Below are 20561 nucleotides of genomic sequence, written 5' to 3' on the forward strand. Positions count from 1 at the left end.
GTCAGTATCGTCCTCGCAAACGCCTTATTCGGGTGCTTTAATACTTGCTGGATCAATACCTAATGCTTCTGCCATATCTTCGTTAACGACTAATTTCAATTCGTTAGCAAATTCAACAGGCATTGTGCTTGGTGTGGCATCACCATCAAGAATTTTCGCTGCCATTAGACCAGTTTGTTTGCCTAATGACTCATAGTCGATACCATAAGTCGCTAAACCACCAGCTTCTACTTGTTCAATAGATGCTGCAACGATTGGTGTTTTTGTTTCTTTTGCTACTTCACCAACAACAGTTGCCGCACTTGCAAAAGTGTTATCCGTTGGAATATAGATACCGTCAACATCTTTGGCTAAACTAGTTGTTACTTGTTGGACATCGTTGGTGGTGTTGGCTGTTAATTCTTTAACTTTCACACCAGCTTTTTCCAAGGCTTCTTTAGCTAAGTTTGCTTGGATTTTTGAATTGGCTTCACCGGCATTGTACATGATACCAATTGTTTTTGGATTATCAATAATGCTTAGTAATAAATCAGTTTGTTTGCTAATATCTGGAACCATGTCAGTTGTACCTGTCACATTACGTCCTGGTTTTTCGTTGGAATCAACTAATTTTGCTTCTGCTAAATCAGTAACAGCTGTTACCACAATTGGAATATCTTGCGTTTCATTTGCTAATGATTGAGCAGCAGGAGTAGCAATTCCTAATAATAAATCGGACTTATCTTTGACCAATTTTTCACTCATACTTTTCAGGTTGTCTTGATTGTTTTGGGCGTTTTGATAGTCAATCACTAAATTTTCGCCTTCTTTGTAACCACCTTCTGCTAACCCTTCTTTAAATCCTTCATAAGCAGCGTCTAGTGAACCGTGTTGTACAATTTGTAGAACACCTACTTTTTTTGCATCGCTGTCTTTTGACGTACTTTCTGGTGCGCCACAAGCGGCTAACGCGAGCACGCTCAATGCGACGAAACTAGTCGTTACGATTTTTTTCATCTTCATCTTTTTTCCCCCTAGAATAATTTTTAAAAATAAAAAATCCATTCAGACAAGTGTCCAAATGGATGAAAAACATCTTAAAATCAACATTTTCAGCCATTTAGGAAATGTCTACATGGCTAACAAAAATCTTTAGCCCAATAGATACGAAAAGAATTTTCCGCCTGTACCCAAATTGCCGACTACAAGCCTATCTAAAATAGCTAAAGTAAAAATAATTCAATTGTGTTTGCGTATTTAAATTGGTCATAATAATCCCTCCACATTGAATGTATTTAGTATAAGAGAAAAAGGGGCGTTAAGTCAATCGAAAATTTCAAATTTTCAGAACTTTTCGCCAATAAAAAAGCATCCTCTCATTTTGTATGAAAGGATGTAATCGGTTATTTTGTACGATACGCACGAATAGTATTTTGAATACCAGAGATACTAAAGGCAGTCTCATCTTCAAATGTTGCATCAATATTAGTGTCTAATTTATCATTAAACAATTCTTCGTATGCGTCAATCGCTAATTTTGTCCGTTTTTCTAATAAAGAAGTATGAACATCAACTAAAAGATGTTGCTTATAACCTTCAACTAAATGTCCACTGAAAAATTCCGAAACGGCACCGGAACCATAACTAAATAATCCGATGCGATCGCCAGCAGTTAAAACTGTGGCATGTTCCAATAAGGAAATCAGTCCCAAGTATAATGAACCTGTATAAAGGTTACCGATACGACGACTATAAGCAATGCTTTCTTCATAGCGTGCTAGAATCCGCGCTTGTTCTTCTTCTGTTTCATTTTCTAAAATTGCTAACAAGGCTTTTTTTCCCATTTTTGTATAAGGAATATGGAAAGCTAACGCTTGATAATCAGCTAATGTATAGCCATTACGATGTGTGTTTTCTTGCCAAACTTTTTGGAAAGAGTTGATGTATGTTTCATTTGATAAAGGACCGTCAACAAGTGGGTAGTCGTGGCCAACTGGTCGCCAAAAATCATAAATATCCTGAGTTAACATCACGTTATCATCATTTAAACTTAAAATTCTTGGATTTGCTGTAATTAACATCGCTACAGCACCCGCACCTTGCGTTGGCTCACCGCCAGAGTTCAATCCGTAACGTGCAATATCTGTTGCAACAACTAAGACTTTGCTTTCAGGGTGTAATGTGACATGGTTTTTCGCAAATTGTAAACCAGCTGTACCACCATAACAAGCTTCTTTAATTTCAAATGAGCGAGCAAATGGTTGGACTCCTAATAAACGATGTAACACAACCGAGGCAGCTTTGGATTCGTCAATACCTGATTCAGTAGCTACAATCACCGTATCAATGGCAGTTAAGTCTTCCTCAGTTAAAATTTGTTTGGCTGCATTGGTCGCAAAAGTTACGATATCTTGCGTTTTGGCATTTACGGCCATTTGATCTTGTCCAATCCCGATGTGGAATTTATTTGGATCGACATCACGTGCATGTGCTAAATCCGTCATGTCAATAAAGTAAGGCGGAACAAAAAAACTGATTTTATCTATACCAACAGTCATAGTTAATCTCCTTTAACGATAGTTTACTTCTATAAAGTAACATATTTTTGTGAAAATTAGGGAAAAAATAGCAGATAATTTAAAGATTGTTAAAGAATCTTTAGTAAAAAATGGTTATAATAAAGAGAAAGTTTTTTTTTCATTAGAAGAATGCTATAGTTCATTTTGGAGGTGGCAAAGTGGAAGAAGTTGTAATTATTGATGCCTTGAGAACGCCGATTGGGAAGTATCGAGGACAATTTAGCCAAGTCTCGGCTGTTACGTTAGGAACAACCGTTGCACAGGCACTATTAAAAAGAAATCTCAAGCTGCAAAAAGAGGTTCAACAAGTTATTTTTGGGAATGTTTTACAAGCGGGCAATGGACAAAATCCAGCACGTCAAATCGCTTTGAATAGTGGATTGTCTTATGACATTCCAGCGTCAACAATTAATGAAGTTTGTGGTTCCGGTTTAAAAGCAATTGCGTTAGCACGCCAAGCCATTCGTTTAGGTGAAGCGGAAGTCGTGTTAGCTGGTGGAGTGGAAAGTATGAGTCAAGCACCTTACCTTTCACAATATGACAAACAAACAGATTCTTATACACAACCTAAACCAGTCATGATTAAAGATGGTTTAACGGACGCTTTTAGTGGCAAACATATGGGGTTAACGGCTGAAAATGTAGCGGAACAATTTGATGTGACGCGTCAACAACAAGATACATTTGCAGTACATTCTCAACAAAAAGCTGCCACAGCGCAAGCAAATGGTTACTTTAGAGAAGAAATTTTACCAGTCGAAGTAGCTGGAACTGTCTACGAAAACGATGAAGGTATTCGTCCAGAAACAACACTTGATAAATTAAGCACACTTCGAACTGTTTTTAAAGAAGAAGGCACAGTGACTGCTGGAAATGCGTCAACGTTAAATGATGGAGCGGCAGGTGTCTTATTGGCCTCAAAAGCATTTGCGGAAACATATCAATTACCTTATCTTGCAGTCATTAAAGATATAACCGAAGTAGGGATTGACCCAAGTATCATGGGCATTTCACCAATTAAAGCTATTCGTTCATTGGTTGAACGAAATGATTTAACAATTGATGCGATTGATTTATTTGAAATCAATGAAGCATTTGCGGCGTCTTCGATTGTGGTGCAACAAGAATTAGCAATTCCTGATGAAAAACTCAATATTTGTGGTGGCGGTATTTCATTAGGGCATCCAATTGGTGCAAGTGGTACACGAATCGTGGCAACTGCTGCGCATCAATTAGCGCGTGTAGATGGCAAGTATGCCATTGCTTCTCTTTGTGTCGGCGGTGGTTTGGGATTAGCAATTTTGTTAGAAAGAACAACAGGAACGCCTGAAAAAAAGTTCTATGAGCTGTCCAGAGAAGAACGTTTAAATCAATTAGTCGAAAAAAAAATCATTACTGTGAATGATAAACAAGAATTAATGACGATGGCATTGTCAGAAGAAATTGCGAATCATTTAATTGAAAATCAAATTAGTGAAGTATCCATACCATTAGGCGTGGGTGTAAATTTTGTCATCAATGGCAAACCCTACGTTGTTCCTATGGCAACAGAAGAACCTTCTGTTATTGCGGCGTGTAGTAACGGCGCTAAAATGGCCTCCGGATTGGGTGGTTTTAAAAGTGAAATGACACAAAAAATTTTGCGTGGACAAATTGTATTTATGGATGTACAAGATGCGCAAGCCATTCGACAAAAAATTGAAGACAATCAAACGTTTTTATTTGAAACAGCTCAACAAGTGTATCCTTCTATCGTGAAACGTGGCGGTGGCTTGCGAGAAATTCAGGTTCGCGCGTTTCCAGAAAATCCCAAGTTCTTATCCGTTGACTTACTTGTAGATACACAAGATGCGATGGGTGCCAATATTCTAAACACGATTTTAGAAGGGATAGCAAACGTCTTTCGAGAATGGTTTGATGAAGAAATTTTATTTAGTATTTTGAGTAATTATGCGACCGAAGCTGTTGTTACTGCTTCCTGTGAGATTGCTTTTGAAGCATTAGGAAAACAAGGGCGTGAAGTGGCTGAAAAAATAGCAGTCGCTTCGACATTTGCACAACTTGATCCTTATCGCGCGGCCACGCATAATAAAGGAATTATGAACGGTGTGGAAGCAGTCATCTTAGCTACAGGAAATGATACGCGCGCAGCGTCAGCCGCAATCCATGCTTATGCTGCACGCAATGGGCGCTATCAAGGATTAAGCCAATGGACGATGACACAGACGCATTTACAAGGAACCATCCAATTACCTTTAGCTTTAGGAACGGTGGGTGGTGCGACGAAAGTATTGCCAAAAGCGCAACTTGCTTTACAAATGCTTGATGTCACGAAAGCAAAAGAATTGGCTGAAGTGATTGCTGCAGTAGGATTAGCTCAAAATTTAGCTGCATTACGTGCATTGGTATCAGAAGGAATCCAAAAAGGGCATATGTCTTTACAAGCACGATCGTTAGCATTAAGTATCGGTGCAAAAGGCGACGAGATTCAGCAGGTGGCGGAGGCCTTGAAAAAGACAACAATGAATGAAGCCACCGCTCGTGAAATTTTAGCATCACTTCAAAAATAAACGTGAACCGACAATTTCTTTCAGAGATTGTCGGTTTTTTTTGATGAAATTCGACGTTCAGGCATGAATTTTTGACGTTTGGGGCAAAAACAGTTATCAAGAATTTCTGATGCTATAATAAAAAGAGACTGCGCTTGAAAGGAGGAGTTAGTATGAAAAATAGAAAACCGGAATGTCTGTTTGTGGCTTTGATTTTGTTAATTGCCTTTGCTTGTTTTTTTATTATGAATAATAATCGGCAAGCGAACAACGCAGAAACGACAATTGTAAAATCCATCCCAAGTAATGATGAGAGCATTCGTACATATGAAATTGTCGAACCGAAAGAAAAGAGTATCTATTTAATTAATATTAACCCTGCTGATCAAAAAGTGGAACAAGAAGTATTTAATACAACAAATCTAACAAGAGCTATCGAAAAAATATATTATTTAGAATACAGGTCAGATGAAGGTTATTATGGCGTACGTTTGTACGATGCAAAAGAAACTGTTCAAATTGGTACTGAAAAGCAAGCAATAGAACCGATAACGACATTTATCCCTTATGAGGAAATTAAAGACGGCATTATTGGTATTGTTTTGACCACAACAAATGAAGAAACAATTGAGAAAGTCAAAGACGACCCAGAAAATGCTGAAAAATATTTGGCTACAACAGATACAATGCAACAACAAAAAATAGTCATTAAATAAAAAAGACTGACGTTCATCTGCGTCAGTCTTTTTTCTATAAACGATTAATTACTTCATCCACATTTTTGATGGTTACCGAAATGGTACCGTCTGGATTATTGACGAATTCGATTAAATCAGTGTTACGATAAACATCCAGAGGAACAATTAATTCTATGCCATTGGATAATTTCAGTTTTTGTTTGCCGTATTTTTTCTCAGAAATCTCTTTGACTTCACGCAACATGGGTGCACGATCAACAAATCCCTTTTCGACGACTTCTTCTTGGAACGCCATCTGAGCAGTAATATTGTCTTTGAAGACTTTTTCAGCAATCTCTTTGGCGTCGATTTGTCCCGTTTCTTCAATCGTATCAAAGACAGCTTCTTTGACATCTGCTACGATATCATAAGAAGGAGCTTCGAATTTTTGCCCGATTTTTTCGGCGACTCTTTTGATGACTTTGACATTTTCTTCCAAAGAAGGAACGGGTTGTGATTCAATGACTTTAGTCGAAAAGTAGAATCCTTTCTCACCAGAAAAACTGTACTTTTTCTCAATCAGTTCATAAGCTAGAGAAGACAAGTTTAAGGTCAATCCTTCGTCAGCTTTTTGGGTTTTACCACCTAAAATAGCTCGATTGATAATCAGTTTATTTTGAATTCCTGATTCATCTGCTTCTACAAAATGAGTGTACGCATCCGTATAATTCACTTTTAAAAATGCTGCGTACATTTCGGTATCCATTTCGTATAAGATAATAAAGACATCTGCACTGGGCGCATCTTCACTTTGATGATAGATGTCATACCAACGTGCAACAAAATGCTCGCTAAATTGCGTGAAATCTGATTCAGCAACTTTTGCTAATTGTCCGATGGTAGATTTGTCAATTAAGACACCTGTTTTAGTTTGCGCAGTTGAGAGTTTTTGAATTTTTTTGGTTAAATAATCGCGAATGTATTCAGTCGTTAAATCTAATTCAACTTGAGAATATACAGGATCGCCTGCTTCGCGGTCAATGATATGCAAAATTGCACGTTTTAAATAAATATCCATTTGCTTCGCTCCTTCAGTGTCTAGTGTACAAGAAAAATGATGTTCTAGGAAGTAAAAGGTGAAAGTTGTCAAAAGAATGTGTGCTTGCTACACTAAAGTAAAAAGGAGGTTGCTTTTATGGATATTCGCAATCGATTAGATAATCTATCAGAAGCTGTCATCACAGCATTTAGTGATAATTTTATTTTCTTAATATCTTCAGATAAAGTGCAGCATTATCCCGCACGCGATTGGACAAAAGAAGAAGTACAGGCATCTTTGACTGAACGACTAGGAACAGATTATACGCTAGAGCAATGGCAAGAGCGCGTGATTGCTATCAATCAAACACGTGATTTAGTGGCGGTCATCCCTAAATATCAGCGCATTGAGCAAGTAAAATAAAGCACTGATTTTTACCGAATTCTCATTTTTCGATTTTTTTCATGAAAATCTCTGTTCAATTTCGATTTTTTTTCATATAATCGAAAAGGTATTGAAAGGGGAACATCATGAAAAAGAAACAATTAGAAAAACTAAAAAAACAATTCCGCCCTTCTTTTGAAGTGGCACGTAAAATGCTTTTTGAAAGCTTAGAAAAGAAAACTGTTGAAAAATATAACTTGACAACCAACGTGTACATCAAACCTGAGAACAAACAGGAGATGGCGATTGAATTAATCAATGATGATGCAACAGTCAACAATTATGTGATTACTGTTCCACTAGATGAAAACTTCAACATTGCTGTGAAACGTGTACAAAGCCAAGAAAAAGGCTTTTTAGATCGTTTTAGCAGTAATTTAGCAGATGAAGTTGCAAGTTATTGGACACCGTCAGCGCCAGTTGCTAGCGAAGCAGTTTCAGAAGAAAGCGTAGCGGAAGCTGAACCGACTACAACAGAAGGCATGACAATTGCTACGTTTAAAGAACAAATGGAAGCTTTCCCGAAATTTAAGGTGGAGCATACAGAAGAAGACATTCGTGTAGTTGAACAAACAGCAAAAGAAAACCGTTTGTTAGCGACAATTTCAGCAACTGAAGAAAACCAATTTGTCATTGAATCCGCGTTGGAACGTAAGTACAAATTAAAATTGGATGTCATTCCAGTAATTGAAGCTTTTGCTCAAACACCACTTGCGCATCGCTCATAAAAAATAGCCGAACTAGTAGAAGTAGGACTTTCTCTAGTTCGGCTATTTTTTGTTTTAAATGACTACGATGACTGTCTTATTTTGAATCGTGGTCAATCGGTTTATTGTCTAAAATCAATAAAGCAATCATGACATAGGCAATCCAACTATCTCGAGAATACAAAGTATAACGGGAAATCCATTGGCTGGCATATTTTTCTTTATAGTCACGTAATCCTTGGAAAGAATAAAAATGACTACCGAACGAATAAACCAGTGAGGCAATTCGCTCTTGTAAAAAACTTTTGCGTGACTGTCCGACATTTGCTAAAGGGGCCATACCCAAATCAAAATATTGAATGTGTTCTTCTTTCATGTATTCAAATAAATGAATAAATAAGAAGTCCATACTACCCGAAGGTGCTTTGGTTGGATGGTGTCGCATTAAATCGATAGTCCCAATTTCTTTGGTATAACTTGGAATAATATTCGCAAAAGAGACAATCTCATCTTCGGCATTTTTTACGACCGCAATAGGGTTACGTTGCAAATAGGTTTCTGAGAAAAAGCCTAGTGAAAAGCCTCGTTCTTTCCGCCCATCTAGCCATTCTTCGGAGATATCTTGTAAAGCGGCCATGGTTTCATTTGAAAAGGGTGGCTGTAAGACATCAAAATAGTACCCTTCTTTTTTGATTTTATTTAATACCGCACGCGTACCACGCATTTTTTTACCAGACGTTGTAAATGTGTCTAAATCTACCAGTGCTTCTTCCCCCATTTTAATAAAATCATAGCCGAAATCGTGTAAAATCATGACCATTTCTTCTCGTGCTTCATAGAAGACAGGGAGATAACACCAACGATCAGCTTCTTGAATAAAGGCGTCTACAGCATCAGCAAAGTCTTCAGGCTTACCAGACGGATCACCCATAACCACACATTTATCATTGATTGTACTAAATTGTAAAAAGACAGTCGGTTCGTCTTCGTTGCGATAAATAAAGACGGACTTATCTTCTAAAAAGACTAATTCACTATCGCTATTGCCACCATAAGTTTCGAGAATTGTTTGTACATCTGTGTGGTTAACATCTTCAGCAATTTTTTTCTTCGGTCCTTGTAAGTAACGAACGAGCAATAACATACACGCAGCAACGACACTAATGACTACAAAACCAGACAACCAAATTTTTTCAGAAGGGAGCAAGAAAAAACTCATAAAGCGATGGGAGCGATGAGGCAGTTCAGGTAACTGGAAGACACCGATAATCAGATACAACATTGTGAGTGCCCCAAAAACAATCCCATCAATGGTCAACCATTCCCAAGAGTAGACAAACTGTTCCCGTGTTAATTCCGATTTGGAAACAATCACAATGACTAACAAGCAAATCAGATAAAAAATAGTAATAAAACTAAAATCAATCACAAATGAATAGATAATAGCCGTACTGATTAATAAAATCGTTGGCCAATAGGCGCGTTTGACCTGAGCGGCAATACCGCGTCCCATAATTAAAAGTGTAAAGCCTAATAAAATACTAGGAAATTGCACCACAATATGAAAACGAAAAGGATTCAAATGACTTAACCATGGGAAATCTGTGAATGCTTGGGGGACAGTTGCTAAAAGGACCATCATAATTCCGGAAAAATACAGCAAACCAGCCTCTACTTTATGGAAAATCTCTAAAGTTAACTGTTTCGGAATCCCTTCATATTTCTCGTCAAAGTTTTTGAAGATATGTTTAAAGAAGAAAATCATCCCGATTCCTACAGGAATCCCGTAATAACAAATACGGAATAATAATAACCATAAGACCACTACTTCACGCTCAATCCCTAAAGCAGATAAGCCTAAAATCATCATGACGTCGAAACTACCTAATGCACCAGGAATCATCGAAACAATCCCGATAATAATAGCAGCAATAAACAACGGTAAAACTTCCCAAATTGAAAACGAAACACCTAATAAATAACCAATACTTAAGAAACTAACAACGACACCTGTCCATTCTAAAAAGGAAGAGGCGAGCAATGCCATTCGGAATTTCCGTTCAAGTCCTCCTAATAATCCTCCTTTTTTTAAACCAGTAACAAAATAAAGCACCGGAAAATAAAGGCTACCACCGACTAACCAAGGCCAGTATTGTTTCAAGTAATCATTGGCATGGAAAAAATGAATGGCTGCAAACGAAATAAAACTATAAATAGAGAGTCCAGATAAGACAAACAATAAAATCTTTGTTAACGCACTAAAAATTTCTTTGCTCGCTTTTTTTCCGTAAAATTCTGAACGTAAACCCATACTGACTAAACCACCGAAACCGGCGATGTTGTTAATCGTATTAATGACCCAACTTGTTTCTAAAATATAAAGTGGTTTATAGTCCAGTTGCAGCATTTTTTTTAATGTGAAATCATATCCAGACATTGGTAAAATAGCTAATAACCCAATGAGTACCATCGCGAAAATCCGCCAAATTGGTGTTTCTTTAAAGAGTGTTGCTAATTGCTCAAATGAAATAGTTTTTGCAATTGATAAGAGCTCGGCGCTGACAATAATAGACAAAATAGCAACAAAAAGTGTTTTTAATAAGGTCTTGTGTTGGACGACCCATTGACTAATCTTTTTCAATTTTTTCCCCTCCTAAAAATGAAAGAACTTCTCGATTGAAATTGGTGGCATCTTTCCTTGCCAACGTATGACCTTGTTTGGGTACAAGGACAAATTTCGCATTGGGGAGTTGATTGACAATCATGAGTGTGTGCTTCAATTTAATATCATCATGCTTGCCTACAATAACCAATGTTGGTGTGTTAATTGCTGTTAAATCTTGTTGACTCAATCCAATATCATGAATCATCAAACCGATAATCGGTCGTTTTTCTCGCGCACGTTCAAATAAAAATGACAGTATCCAATAAAGAAAATATTGCAAATACGTCAAGACAATCCAATAATTTTTTAAGCCAGTGACTTTCGTATTTCCTGCATTTAAAACCATTCGATTGACTTTTTCCGGATACGTATGTGCAAACACCATCGCGATATTTGCGCCATCGCTAAAGCCTAAAATATTTGCGCAAGAGATATGTTCATGTTCCATGATTGTATTTAGGTCTGCTGCCATTTGTTGGAAGGTCATGTGTTTGGCCGTATTTGTCGAATGCCCTTGCCCACGACTATCTAAGACAAATACTTGAAATTGTTGCATAAAACTTTGAATTTGGTAATGGAAGTAGGTGCCATCGTTGTTGTTGCCATGCAATAAAAAAAGTGGGAAACCTTGTCCATAAATTTCGTAAAAGAGTAGGCTACCGTCAGCTGCTTCTAAGTACCGTTTTTTACTTTCCATCTTGATCACCTGTTTTCTTTTCCACTTAAACTAAAGTATAGCCATTTTTTAATTTTTTTGATACTGAAAACCAGCGAACATTTCTGTAAGTTAAAGAAATGTTGTGTTTTTTTTAAATTTTGTAAATTTCTTCAATGGCAATGGACATCTTTCCTCAGACATAGTAGTCTGAAAGCTGATATTAAAAAGTTTGGATGATTAATATGAAATTAAAAAAGAAGTCTTGGATTCGTTATTTTTTTCGAATCGTTTTATTAGTACTACTCATAGTTGGTAGTTATTTTGTCTATCGTAATTATCGCATTTTAAAACAAGTGCATCAGTATGATACACAAGTGCAAGCTGCGGTAGAAGCACAAGGAATTCCTGAATATAAAGATTTAGTGTTAAGCATTATTTTTACAGAAACAAAAGGTTTGGGCGATGATCCAATGCAAAGCTCTGAAAGTACACATGGACAACCCAATCAAATTACTGAATCAGACCGTAGCATTGAACAAGGGGTTAGTTACCTTTCTGAAGCCATTGAAAAATCAGAAGAAGCTGACACGGATCTTTGGACGGCGGTTCAGGCCTATAATTTTGGTTTAGAGTATATTGATTATGTGGCAGACAATAGTGGGAAAAATACGTTAGAATTGGCAGAGAATTATTCACGAGATGTCTTGTCTCCGTTGTTAGGAAATGATAATCAGACGATGTACCGCTATATTGGCGTACATTCTTTTATTTACAATGGCGGTTATTTATATCATAATGGGGGCAACTTGTTTTATGCAGAACTAGTTAAATTAAACGAGCAAAAAATTAAATGGACCAATTTTTTGTTTGAATAAAAAACAAATGTAGGAGAGTATATCATTTATGGAAAACAGAAGTCACAACACAAAAAGCGGTGGAACAGACTGGATTTTGCGCTTTGTGAAAGGCATGTTCATCGGCTCAGGATTTATTTTGCCAGGAGTTAGTGGAGGAGCATTAGCTGCTATTTTCGGAATTTACGAACGAATCATTTCATTTTTGGCCCATATTACAAAAAACTTTAAAGAAAATGTTTTATATTTTATCCCAGTTGGTTTAGGTGGGATTACTGGCGTTTTCTTATTATCTTTTGCAGTGAGCTTCTTATTAGGAACCTATGAAACAATCATTCTTTGGTTCTTTGTCGGTTGTATCATTGGAACAGTACCTGCACTTTGGAAAGAAGCTGGGAAAAAAGGTCGTTCCAACCGTGATGTCGTAATTATGATTGTCAGTTTTATTGCTGGTTTTCTTTTTTTATGGCAAGGATCAAGTCTTTTCTCTGAAGTCCCACAAAATTTCTGGACATGGGTTATTGCTGGCGGGTTAATTGGTTTAGGAATGATTGTTCCTGGATTAAGTCCTTCGAATTTCTTAGTATATATGGGCATGTATAAAGCAATGTCTGATGGGATTAAAACAGTTGATTTAGGCGTGATTATTCCGATTGCTATTGGAGGGCTGGTCACTGTTTTAGGGTTATCTCGTGTAATGGATTATATTTTTAGTAAAGCTTATGCGCAATTATTCCATTTCATTTTAGGGGTCGTATTTGCATCAACTGTCATGATTATTCCAACAAATTATGCTGGCTTTACAGCAATGAATTTTGTGATGTGTGGTGTATTATGTTTGGCTGGTATTGCATTAGGTGCATGGATGAGCCGTTTAGAAGAACAATATAAATAAGACAAACAGGAAATACTTTTGCGGTATTTCCTGTTTTTTTGTAGGAGGATCGATGAGAGAAATAACATTTGCAACAAAAAAGGACTATTTAGCAGTCATCAACTTTTTAGAAAAACAGACGAAATATGTTGAAATTGTGGTTTCTTGGGATGATACACCCAATTCCCCGTTACTGACGAATTTTGGTGATTCTTTGGTAACGATAAAAGACATCTCACATTGGTTAGAGACGGGGACAAAAGGAACGCTGTACAAATATGCCCTTTCTTTAGAAAGAAAAAAGGCATATTTTCAACAGTTACGAAAGTTTGATTCCTTTTTTTATAATTGTGAGCATCCTTTTTCAGGCATGTATGTCGAAACGACTGATTTTGGGTATCAAGATATTGCTTTTTTTAATTTACAAGGCGAATTGCTTTTCTATACGATTACCCATGAAGGATTGGCTTGGATAAAGAAATCAGCGGAAGAAAACAAATAACTTGAAAAGAAATAAAAATGTGATAGAATGAATGATGTGAAAAACTGTCTATTTTAGAATCGCGCTGATTTCGATTAGTGCGATTTTTTACCGATAGATAAGCTCATCTTACAGTAAATACAGGAGGTGAGTGTCCGTGGCAAGAATCCCACAACACGTGATTGATGATGTTCGTAGTCGTACGAATATTGTTGAAGTAATTGGACAGTATGTTCAATTAAAAAAATCTGGTAGTAAAAATTACACTGGTTTATGTCCGTTTCATAACGAAAAAACACCCTCATTTTCAGTAGCTGAAGATAAACAATTTTATTATTGTTTTGGTTGCGGACGAGGGGGTAACGTCTTTAGTTTTGTTCAAGAATTAGAAGGCGTTTCTTTTAGTGAAGCTGTTGTTAAAGTAGCTGAAATAGAGAATATTCCAGTTGCTGAAAATTATCGACAAGCGCCACAGACCAATCCAGAATCATCAAAAGCACAACAATTAATCGCGTTGCATGAAAAGGCAAGTGAAGTCTATCATCATATGCTCGTTCATACAACGGCTGGACAAGAAGCTCTAGATTATTTATTGAAACGAGGATTGACGGAAGAACTGATTGAAGAATTTCAAATTGGTTTTGCGCCGAATCAACGTGCGTTTTTAGAACGTATTTTTCAAAATGAATCGTTAGACGCTAAATATTTTGCTGAGTCAGGGTTATTTGTTGAAAGAGATGATGGACTAGCTGATCGTTTTTACCAGCGAATTATGTTTCCTATTCGTAATTTCCAAGGAAAAACAATTGGATTTTCAGGTCGGTGGTTACAAACAGAAGCATTTCCCGGTGAAAATCAACCCAAGTATTTAAACAGTCCAGAAACAAGTTTATTTAATAAACGTGAGGTATTATTTAACTTTGATAAAGCACGTAGCACGATTCGTAAAGAAGGTTCAGTCTTTTTATTTGAAGGCTTTATGGATGTTTTGGCTGCCTGGCAATCAGGAATTCAAAACGGTATTGCCTCAATGGGAACCAGTTTAACCAATCAACAAATTGCTGCGATTGAACGCGTATCAAAAGAATTGATTCTTTGCTATGATGGCGATAACGCAGGGATTGAAGCGACCAATCGTGGGATTGAACTGTTGCAAGAACATAGTCATCTTAATTTAACGATTGTCAGTGTTCCAGAACGTTTGGACCCCGATGAATATGTCCGTAAATACGGAAGTGAGGCTTTTTATGAGCTAGCGTATCATGGACGTGAGACGGTCTTTTCATTTAAAATGAACTATCGCAAACAGCATCGTAATCTCGCAAATGAAAAAGAACAATTAGAATATGTCCAAGAGTTATTACAGGATTTGTTGCAAGTTGATTCCTTACTTGAGCAAGATCGGTATCTGACACAATTATCTACAGAGTTCCAAATTAGTCGTGAAACCTTGCAGCAACAATTACGGCAATTTAAACAAGCCCGTCGAAATGAAGCAAGAACACCGACACATGTTGAACCTGAGCAAATCCCGTTGCCACCACCTAGTGTTGTTCGTAAAACACAGCTGGAAAAAGCAGAAGAATTACTTTTGTATCGATTATTTAATGAGGAATCATTCAATCGTCGGTTTAAAAGCTTAGAATTAACATTCGCTCATGAAAAATACCAAGAACTTTATGTCCTTTTTGACGCTTACGTTGAAATGGAAGGCGAATTTGTTGTTGCCAAGTTCCTTGATTTTCTTAAAAATGAGCAAATGAAACAATTAGTCATTACAATTGCCAGACTCAATGTTCCTGAAGAAAGTACGGAACAAGAGTTTCAAGACCTTGTACGGATTATCCAAACGTCAAGCATTGTTGAAGAAATAAATAAAAAACGAATTCAGCAACAAGAAGCTAGTCAAAAAGGAAATCAGCAATTGGAATTGGAATTGGCAGTTGAAATAATAAATCTTACCAAGCAATTGAAACAAGCCAAATAGCACATTGAAGGGGGACTTCTTTCATGGCAGAAACAAACAAAACATATGAAAAAGCAGTTGCCGAATTTATCCGCGCAAACAAACCTAAAGGACAAGTTATCTATGATGAATTGTCAAACCAATTAGCCACACCTTACTCACTAGATGCGGACGGAATGGACAAGTTAATCCAAAAAGTTGAAGACGCTGGTATTAGTGTCGTTGATGAAAATGGAGAACCATCTGTTCACAGTCTAAAAACAACTGAGAAAAAAGCACCCGAACAAGCACAGGAAGATTTATCTGCGCCAACTGGTGTAAAAATTAACGATCCAGTTCGCATGTACTTAAAAGAAATCGGACGCGTGCCATTATTGACTGCTGAAGAAGAAGTTGAGTTAGCCCTAAAAATCGAAGAAGGCGATCAAGAAGCAAAACAACGTCTAGCGGAAGCGAACTTACGTTTAGTTGTAAGTATTGCCAAACGTTATGTCGGACGCGGCATGCAATTTCTTGATTTAATTCAAGAAGGAAACATGGGCTTGATGAAAGCCGTTGAAAAATTTGATTACCGCAAAGGATTCAAATTCTCTACGTATGCAACATGGTGGATTCGCCAAGCGATTACGCGTGCCATTGCAGACCAAGCAAGAACCATTCGTATTCCTGTCCACATGGTGGAAACAATTAATAAATTGATTCGTATCCAACGTCAATTACTACAAGACTTAGGAAGAGAACCGACACCAGAAGAAATTGGGGCAGAAATGGACTTACCAACTGAAAAAGTTCGTGAGATTCTAAAAATCGCACAAGAACCTGTTTCATTAGAAACGCCAATTGGTGAAGAAGATGATTCTCATTTAGGAGATTTTATCGAAGACCAAGAAGCAACAAGTCCAGCAGAACACGCTGCTTATGAATTGTTAAAAGAACAATTAGAGGATGTTTTAGATACATTAACAGACCGTGAAGAAAATGTTTTACGTCTACGTTTCGGAATTGATGATGGACGTACACGTACATTGGAAGAAGTCGGTAAAGTATTTGGTGTAACGAGAGAACGTATTCGCCAAATCGAAGCGAAAGCGTTAAGAAAATTACGCCATCCATCTCGTTCAAAACAATTGAAAGACTTTTTAGAATAAACCACACATATGAAGACTTTTAAAAGCTGTTTAGACTTTTAAAAGTCTTTTTGTCAAAAAAGGGCGAGAATTTTCCACTTTTTAGGAAATTTCAATGCGAACTTAACAAAAACGTAATGTCAGGGGTATTGGCTAACTTTTCAATATATGGTAGATTATTTTTGAGAAAGTAAAAGGAGCAAAGATAGATTGATGAATAAATGTCCACATTGCGAATTTGAATTAATCGCCGATCAGAAATTTTGTCCCAATTGCGGCGCTAAATTAATTGATGATATCGCGACAAAACCAGAAAATGATAATATTAAATGGTCCGACTATCAAGATGTCCCTATTGAGTCAGTTATCGAGCATTTCTCTGAATTGCATGACGGAAATGATGAGGAAGAAACTGATGAATTTGCAGACAATCCAATTTTAGCTGAATATATTCGTAAACATAAAGACGATTATAAAGATGAGAATCCGACTGAGGAAGAAACAGTAACAGAATCAGCTGAACCTTCATCAGAACCAGAAAAAGAGGAAGAAGTACCAGTCGAAGAAACCAGTGATCCAGAACCGATTATTCCTGTTGTAAATGAAGTACCAGAAGAAGATATCGTAGAAGAACCAACTGTAGAAGAGACCCCTACAGAAGAAGAACCGGAAGAACCAAAAGTAGCACCTGTTGTTGCACCGATTATTGATCCAATACCAACACCAGAGCCAGAAGTTAAACCGGAACCAAAAGAAGAAAAGGCACCCGTGAAAAACCCAGAACCGCCAAAGAAATCCAAGAAAAAATATTGGTTGACAGCAGCTGCACTAGTTGTTATTGCTGGTGGTGCATGGATGTATTACGACAATCAACAAAAAGAAAAAGCAGAAGCTGCACGTCAAGAACAATTACGTGTTGAAACAGCTGTTGCACGGATTGAGAGTGAATTGGATAATTTTTATCTTGATCAAGACGAACAATTTATTGTCCCTGGAAAAACAGCAGCAGATGTCGAAAAATTAATGAAAGAATTGGAAGAGTATTCTTCTGAACCAAAATACAAAGAATTACGTGATAAAGGGCAAAAATTACAAGTAAAAATTGCTGTTCTTGATCAAATCAATAGTCATTTTACAGAACCAATTGTCGTAGGCGATGAACTGAAAGAAAATGTTCATGTCAAAGATGGCGATGCAGTTGACATGGCATTATTAACTGATGAAACGCCTTTTTCTAAGTTAATCAATGAAGCAATTAAAAAAGGTAAAGAAGAATTCAAAGCGTTACAAGAGACAGGCAAAGCTGTTCAAGCATTAACTACAAGCGATAGCAATGAACAATTAAGTGATTCTGTCACGCGAAAAGATTATGAAGATACCAAAGAAAAAGTTGACAAGTTATTCGATGGTGCAGAGAAGAAAGCCTTCATTGCACAATTAGAAAAAGTTGATAAAGCTTTGGTTGAACGTGAAGCTGCAGAAAAAGAACAAGCAGAACAACAAGCAGAGCAACCTGCTCAAACAGAACAACCGCAAGCACAAGCTGAACCAGAAGTGCCTGTTCAAGAGCAAACACCAACAACACCACAATACAGTGAAGGTTCAGAAATTTTAGGACCGAATACACCGAAAAACAGTAACAATGAACCAATTATCTCTTCACGTCAAAGTGATATTGATGATGCCAATAATCCAGCATGGAATTGGGCACCAGGTATCTATGACAAAGTAATTAACGAATCGATTAAACGTGGTTATATTGTTGAAGGTGGTTTCTATGTGGAACGTGTGCGTATTGAAAACGGTGAAGGTTATTACAACCTATATGCGACATCCAACAAATCCTCGTTACTGAAAGGTACGCCAGAATCAGCGTTACCAATGTATCTATTTACTATTAACGCGAAAACAGGTTTCTTCCGAGGTAACGGAAGTAACTAAAAAAGAAGCAAGCAACCCTTGTCTCTCCCCCTTATTTTCGATATGATAGAAAAATATCAATCGAAAAGAGGGGGATTCTTTTTGCAAGAAGTGAAATATGAAAGTTTTGTAGATGGTTTAAAGGCCTGCGTACCGACGATTTTGGGGTATGTCGGAATTGGCTTTGCTATGGGCGTGGTCGGTAAAGGAATAGGTTTGAGTGTCTTTGAAGTCTTTTTAATGTCCGTAGTGGTTTATGCGGGGAGTGCCCAATTTATTATGTGTGGTTTATTAGCAATTGGCGCGCCGATATCTTCTATTATTGTTACCGTCTTTTTAGTTAATCTACGCCATTTTTTAATGAGCTTATCTGTTGCGCCAGCCTTTCGGAAAGAAAGTATGTTAGGAAATATTGGCATTGGCACACTGTTAACTGATGAATCTTATGGGGTGTTAACTACAGCTCTTCAAAACGGCAAGCAACCTTCTTTAAGCTGGATGAACGGGTTGAATATCTGTGCTTATCTTTCTTGGATTGTTGCTACAGTTTTTGGAGCGATGCTGGGAGAATTTATTCCAGATCCGGAATTATTTGGCTTAGATTTTGCTTTAGTCGCAATGTTTTTAGGACTTTTTTTGTTTCAAGCAGAATTACCATTAAAAAAACGCACCAAGCAAACGGTGATTGTTTTAGCGAGTGTAGTTATTAGTTTGTATTTGTTTATGTGGTGGACGACACCTGAAATTGCAGTGATCGTCGCGACATTAATTGGTTGTTTTGTAGGGGTGGTGACACATAATGAATAGCTTTTTATTATTGCTTGCCGGTTGTTTTGTTGTGACGTGGATTCCACGTATTTTGCCATTTGTTTTTGCGAAAAAATTAGAATTTCCAGAAAAATTGCATCTATTTTTAAGTTATTTACCTTTGTGTATTTTAGCAGCGTTGTTAGTTCAAAGTTTGTTGGTTGTGCCAACTGGTAAAGCACCAGTCTTAAAACTTGAAGAAACTTTGGCGTGTATTCCCACATTAATTGTGGGCTACTATACGAAAGATTTGATGAAGATTGTGATTACAGGTATTATTACGATAGCGGTTATTCGCTTCGTTTTATGATTTTAAAATATGAATACTTTTAAAGGAGAAGAATATGAACGAGTTATTAGCATCCGTGTTTAGCGGATTGATTATTGATGAAAATGATACGTATTATTTTGTCCAAAAAAATGGACTGACATTTAAATTAGCAAAATCAGAAGGAGAACATAGCTTAGGAGAAGCAGTTGAAGGGTTTGGTTATCAAAATCAAAAACAAGAATTATGTTTGACAACTGAAATTCCTAAAAGTCGTAAAGGGCACTACGCATTTGGTGAAGTAACAGACAGTCGTCGTGATTTGGGTGTATTTGTTAATATTGGCTTGCCGGATAAAGATATTGCTGTTTCTTTAGATGAATTACCAACGATGCGTGAATTATGGCCTAAAAAAGGTGATCGAATTATGGTTTCATTACGTGTAGACCATAAAGATCGTATTTGGGGAACGTTAGCTGATGAGAAAATTTTCCAAGCGTTAAGCAAACGTGGCGGAGAAACCTTAAAAAATAAAGATGTTTCAGGAACAGTATATCGTTTGAAATTAGCTGGTACGTATCTTTTAACAGATGATTTTTATATTGGTTTCATTCATCCATCTGAACGTTTCCAAGAACCACGTTTAGGTGAACGCGTGAATGGTCGTGTAATTGGTATTCGTCCAGATGGTGCTTTGAATGTATCATTGAAACCACGCGCACATGAAGCAATTAGCGATGATGCGGCAATGATTATTGCCTTTTTAGAGCGTGCACCTGAGAATCAAATGCATTATACGGATAAATCCTCACCTGAAGAAATTACGCAAATGTTTGGGATTAGTAAAGGGCAATTTAAACGTGCGTTAGGAAACTTGATGAAACAACGTCGTATCGAACAAAAAGATGGTATCACGAAATTAATCAAGGAATCTAATTGAGAATGCTTGTATAATTTTGACTTCTAT

General features: G+C 37.1%; 18 protein-coding genes. 13 read left to right on the forward strand and 5 right to left on the reverse strand.

Features of this window, described 5'->3' with window-relative positions:
* Positions 1 to 24: 24 nt before the first annotated feature.
* Complete coding sequence (locus tag PYW32_RS04595; RefSeq protein WP_016175510.1) at positions 25 to 1002, reverse strand: ABC transporter substrate-binding protein; 978 nt, start codon at positions 1000 to 1002, stop codon at positions 25 to 27.
* 380 nt (positions 1003 to 1382) lie between these two features.
* The gene (locus tag PYW32_RS04600; protein WP_016175509.1) at positions 1383 to 2537 is read right to left on the reverse strand and encodes a hydroxymethylglutaryl-CoA synthase; all 1155 of its coding nucleotides are present in this window, start codon (positions 2535 to 2537) and stop codon (positions 1383 to 1385) included.
* A 179-nt stretch (positions 2538 to 2716) separates the two neighbouring features.
* Between PYW32_RS04600 and PYW32_RS04605 the strand changes: the two genes are divergently transcribed.
* Positions 2717 to 5128 (forward strand): hydroxymethylglutaryl-CoA reductase, degradative, encoded by a 2412-nt coding sequence (locus PYW32_RS04605; RefSeq protein WP_016175508.1) that lies wholly within the window; start codon positions 2717 to 2719, stop codon positions 5126 to 5128.
* A gap of 152 nt (positions 5129 to 5280) precedes the next feature.
* A complete protein-coding gene (locus tag PYW32_RS04610) occupies positions 5281 to 5823 on the forward strand; it encodes a hypothetical protein (RefSeq protein ID WP_016175507.1) in 543 nt (180 codons plus the stop codon).
* Positions 5824 to 5857: 34 nt separating this feature from the next.
* On the opposite strand, the gene PYW32_RS04615 is transcribed toward PYW32_RS04610, so the two are convergent.
* A complete protein-coding gene (locus tag PYW32_RS04615; protein ID WP_016175506.1) occupies positions 5858 to 6862 on the reverse strand; it encodes a nucleoid-associated protein in 1005 nt (334 codons plus the stop codon).
* Between the two features lie 117 nt (positions 6863 to 6979).
* Between PYW32_RS04615 and PYW32_RS04620 the strand changes: the two genes are divergently transcribed.
* Positions 6980 to 7246, forward strand: a complete 267-nt coding sequence (locus PYW32_RS04620; protein ID WP_016175505.1) for a hypothetical protein — start codon at positions 6980 to 6982, stop codon at positions 7244 to 7246.
* A 107-nt stretch (positions 7247 to 7353) separates the two neighbouring features.
* Positions 7354 to 7995, forward strand: coding sequence for a hypothetical protein (locus PYW32_RS04625; protein ID WP_016175504.1), 642 nt, complete (start codon positions 7354 to 7356; stop codon positions 7993 to 7995).
* Between the two features lie 76 nt (positions 7996 to 8071).
* Here PYW32_RS04625 and mprF read toward each other — a convergent pair whose 3' ends face one another.
* Positions 8072 to 10615 carry a bifunctional lysylphosphatidylglycerol flippase/synthetase MprF gene (mprF, locus tag PYW32_RS04630; RefSeq protein WP_016175503.1) on the reverse strand — a complete coding sequence of 848 codons (2544 nt, stop codon included), beginning with the start codon at positions 10613 to 10615 and terminating at the stop codon, positions 8072 to 8074.
* A complete protein-coding gene (locus PYW32_RS04635) occupies positions 10602 to 11336 on the reverse strand; it encodes an alpha/beta fold hydrolase (protein WP_016175502.1) in 735 nt (244 codons plus the stop codon). Before PYW32_RS04635 ends, mprF begins: the two co-directional genes overlap by 14 nt.
* Positions 11337 to 11539: 203 nt before the next feature.
* Between PYW32_RS04635 and PYW32_RS04640 the strand changes: the two genes are divergently transcribed.
* The 9 genes from PYW32_RS04640 (at position 11540) to PYW32_RS04680 (ending at position 20534) form a co-directional block, all read left to right on the forward strand.
* Positions 11540 to 12172 carry a lysozyme family protein gene (locus PYW32_RS04640; RefSeq protein WP_016175501.1) on the forward strand — a complete coding sequence of 211 codons (633 nt, stop codon included), beginning with the start codon at positions 11540 to 11542 and terminating at the stop codon, positions 12170 to 12172.
* 28 nt (positions 12173 to 12200) lie between these two features.
* A complete protein-coding gene (locus PYW32_RS04645) occupies positions 12201 to 13046 on the forward strand; it encodes a DUF368 domain-containing protein (RefSeq protein ID WP_016175500.1) in 846 nt (281 codons plus the stop codon).
* Positions 13047 to 13098: 52 nt separating this feature from the next.
* The gene (locus tag PYW32_RS04650; RefSeq protein ID WP_016175499.1) at positions 13099 to 13527 is read left to right on the forward strand and encodes a hypothetical protein; all 429 of its coding nucleotides are present in this window, start codon (positions 13099 to 13101) and stop codon (positions 13525 to 13527) included.
* A 136-nt stretch (positions 13528 to 13663) separates the two neighbouring features.
* Complete coding sequence (gene dnaG / locus PYW32_RS04655) at positions 13664 to 15493, forward strand: DNA primase (RefSeq protein ID WP_016175498.1); 1830 nt, start codon at positions 13664 to 13666, stop codon at positions 15491 to 15493.
* Between the two features lie 23 nt (positions 15494 to 15516).
* Positions 15517 to 16620, forward strand: a complete 1104-nt coding sequence (rpoD, locus tag PYW32_RS04660) for an RNA polymerase sigma factor RpoD (RefSeq protein WP_016175497.1) — start codon at positions 15517 to 15519, stop codon at positions 16618 to 16620.
* A gap of 192 nt (positions 16621 to 16812) precedes the next feature.
* The gene (locus PYW32_RS04665) at positions 16813 to 18540 is read left to right on the forward strand and encodes a cell division site-positioning protein MapZ family protein (protein WP_245558542.1); all 1728 of its coding nucleotides are present in this window, start codon (positions 16813 to 16815) and stop codon (positions 18538 to 18540) included.
* 42 nt (positions 18541 to 18582) lie between these two features.
* On the forward strand, positions 18583 to 19326 hold the full coding sequence (locus PYW32_RS04670) for an AzlC family ABC transporter permease (protein WP_420828460.1): 744 nt from the start codon (positions 18583 to 18585) through the stop codon (positions 19324 to 19326).
* Positions 19319 to 19636, forward strand: coding sequence for an AzlD domain-containing protein (locus PYW32_RS04675; protein ID WP_016175494.1), 318 nt, complete (start codon positions 19319 to 19321; stop codon positions 19634 to 19636). Before PYW32_RS04670 ends, PYW32_RS04675 begins: the two co-directional genes overlap by 8 nt.
* A gap of 34 nt (positions 19637 to 19670) precedes the next feature.
* A complete protein-coding gene (locus PYW32_RS04680) occupies positions 19671 to 20534 on the forward strand; it encodes a CvfB family protein (protein WP_016175493.1) in 864 nt (287 codons plus the stop codon).
* Positions 20535 to 20561 lie beyond the last annotated feature (27 nt).

It is taken from the genome of Enterococcus saccharolyticus subsp. saccharolyticus (assembly GCF_029023825.1).
GTDB lineage: Bacteria > Bacillota > Bacilli > Lactobacillales > Enterococcaceae > Enterococcus_F > Enterococcus_F saccharolyticus.

Coding starts and splice junctions, on each gene's coding strand:
- PYW32_RS04595 (WP_016175510.1), bottom strand. CDS start 1,002: ATGAAGATGAAAAAAATCGTAACGACTAGTTTCGTCGCATTGAGCGTG.
- PYW32_RS04600 (WP_016175509.1), bottom strand. CDS start 2,537: ATGACTGTTGGTATAGATAAAATCAGTTTTTTTGTTCCGCCTTACTTT.
- PYW32_RS04610 (WP_016175507.1), top strand. CDS start 5,281: ATGAAAAATAGAAAACCGGAATGTCTGTTTGTGGCTTTGATTTTGTTA.
- PYW32_RS04615 (WP_016175506.1), bottom strand. CDS start 6,862: ATGGATATTTATTTAAAACGTGCAATTTTGCATATCATTGACCGCGAA.
- PYW32_RS04620 (WP_016175505.1), top strand. CDS start 6,980: ATGGATATTCGCAATCGATTAGATAATCTATCAGAAGCTGTCATCACA.
- PYW32_RS04625 (WP_016175504.1), top strand. CDS start 7,354: ATGAAAAAGAAACAATTAGAAAAACTAAAAAAACAATTCCGCCCTTCT.
- PYW32_RS04635 (WP_016175502.1), bottom strand. CDS start 11,336: ATGGAAAGTAAAAAACGGTACTTAGAAGCAGCTGACGGTAGCCTACTC.
- PYW32_RS04640 (WP_016175501.1), top strand. CDS start 11,540: ATGAAATTAAAAAAGAAGTCTTGGATTCGTTATTTTTTTCGAATCGTT.
- PYW32_RS04645 (WP_016175500.1), top strand. CDS start 12,201: ATGGAAAACAGAAGTCACAACACAAAAAGCGGTGGAACAGACTGGATT.
- PYW32_RS04650 (WP_016175499.1), top strand. CDS start 13,099: ATGAGAGAAATAACATTTGCAACAAAAAAGGACTATTTAGCAGTCATC.
- rpoD (WP_016175497.1), top strand. CDS start 15,517: ATGGCAGAAACAAACAAAACATATGAAAAAGCAGTTGCCGAATTTATC.
- PYW32_RS04665 (WP_245558542.1), top strand. CDS start 16,813: ATGAATAAATGTCCACATTGCGAATTTGAATTAATCGCCGATCAGAAA.
- PYW32_RS04670 (WP_420828460.1), top strand. CDS start 18,583: ATGATAGAAAAATATCAATCGAAAAGAGGGGGATTCTTTTTGCAAGAA.
- PYW32_RS04675 (WP_016175494.1), top strand. CDS start 19,319: ATGAATAGCTTTTTATTATTGCTTGCCGGTTGTTTTGTTGTGACGTGG.
- PYW32_RS04680 (WP_016175493.1), top strand. CDS start 19,671: ATGAACGAGTTATTAGCATCCGTGTTTAGCGGATTGATTATTGATGAA.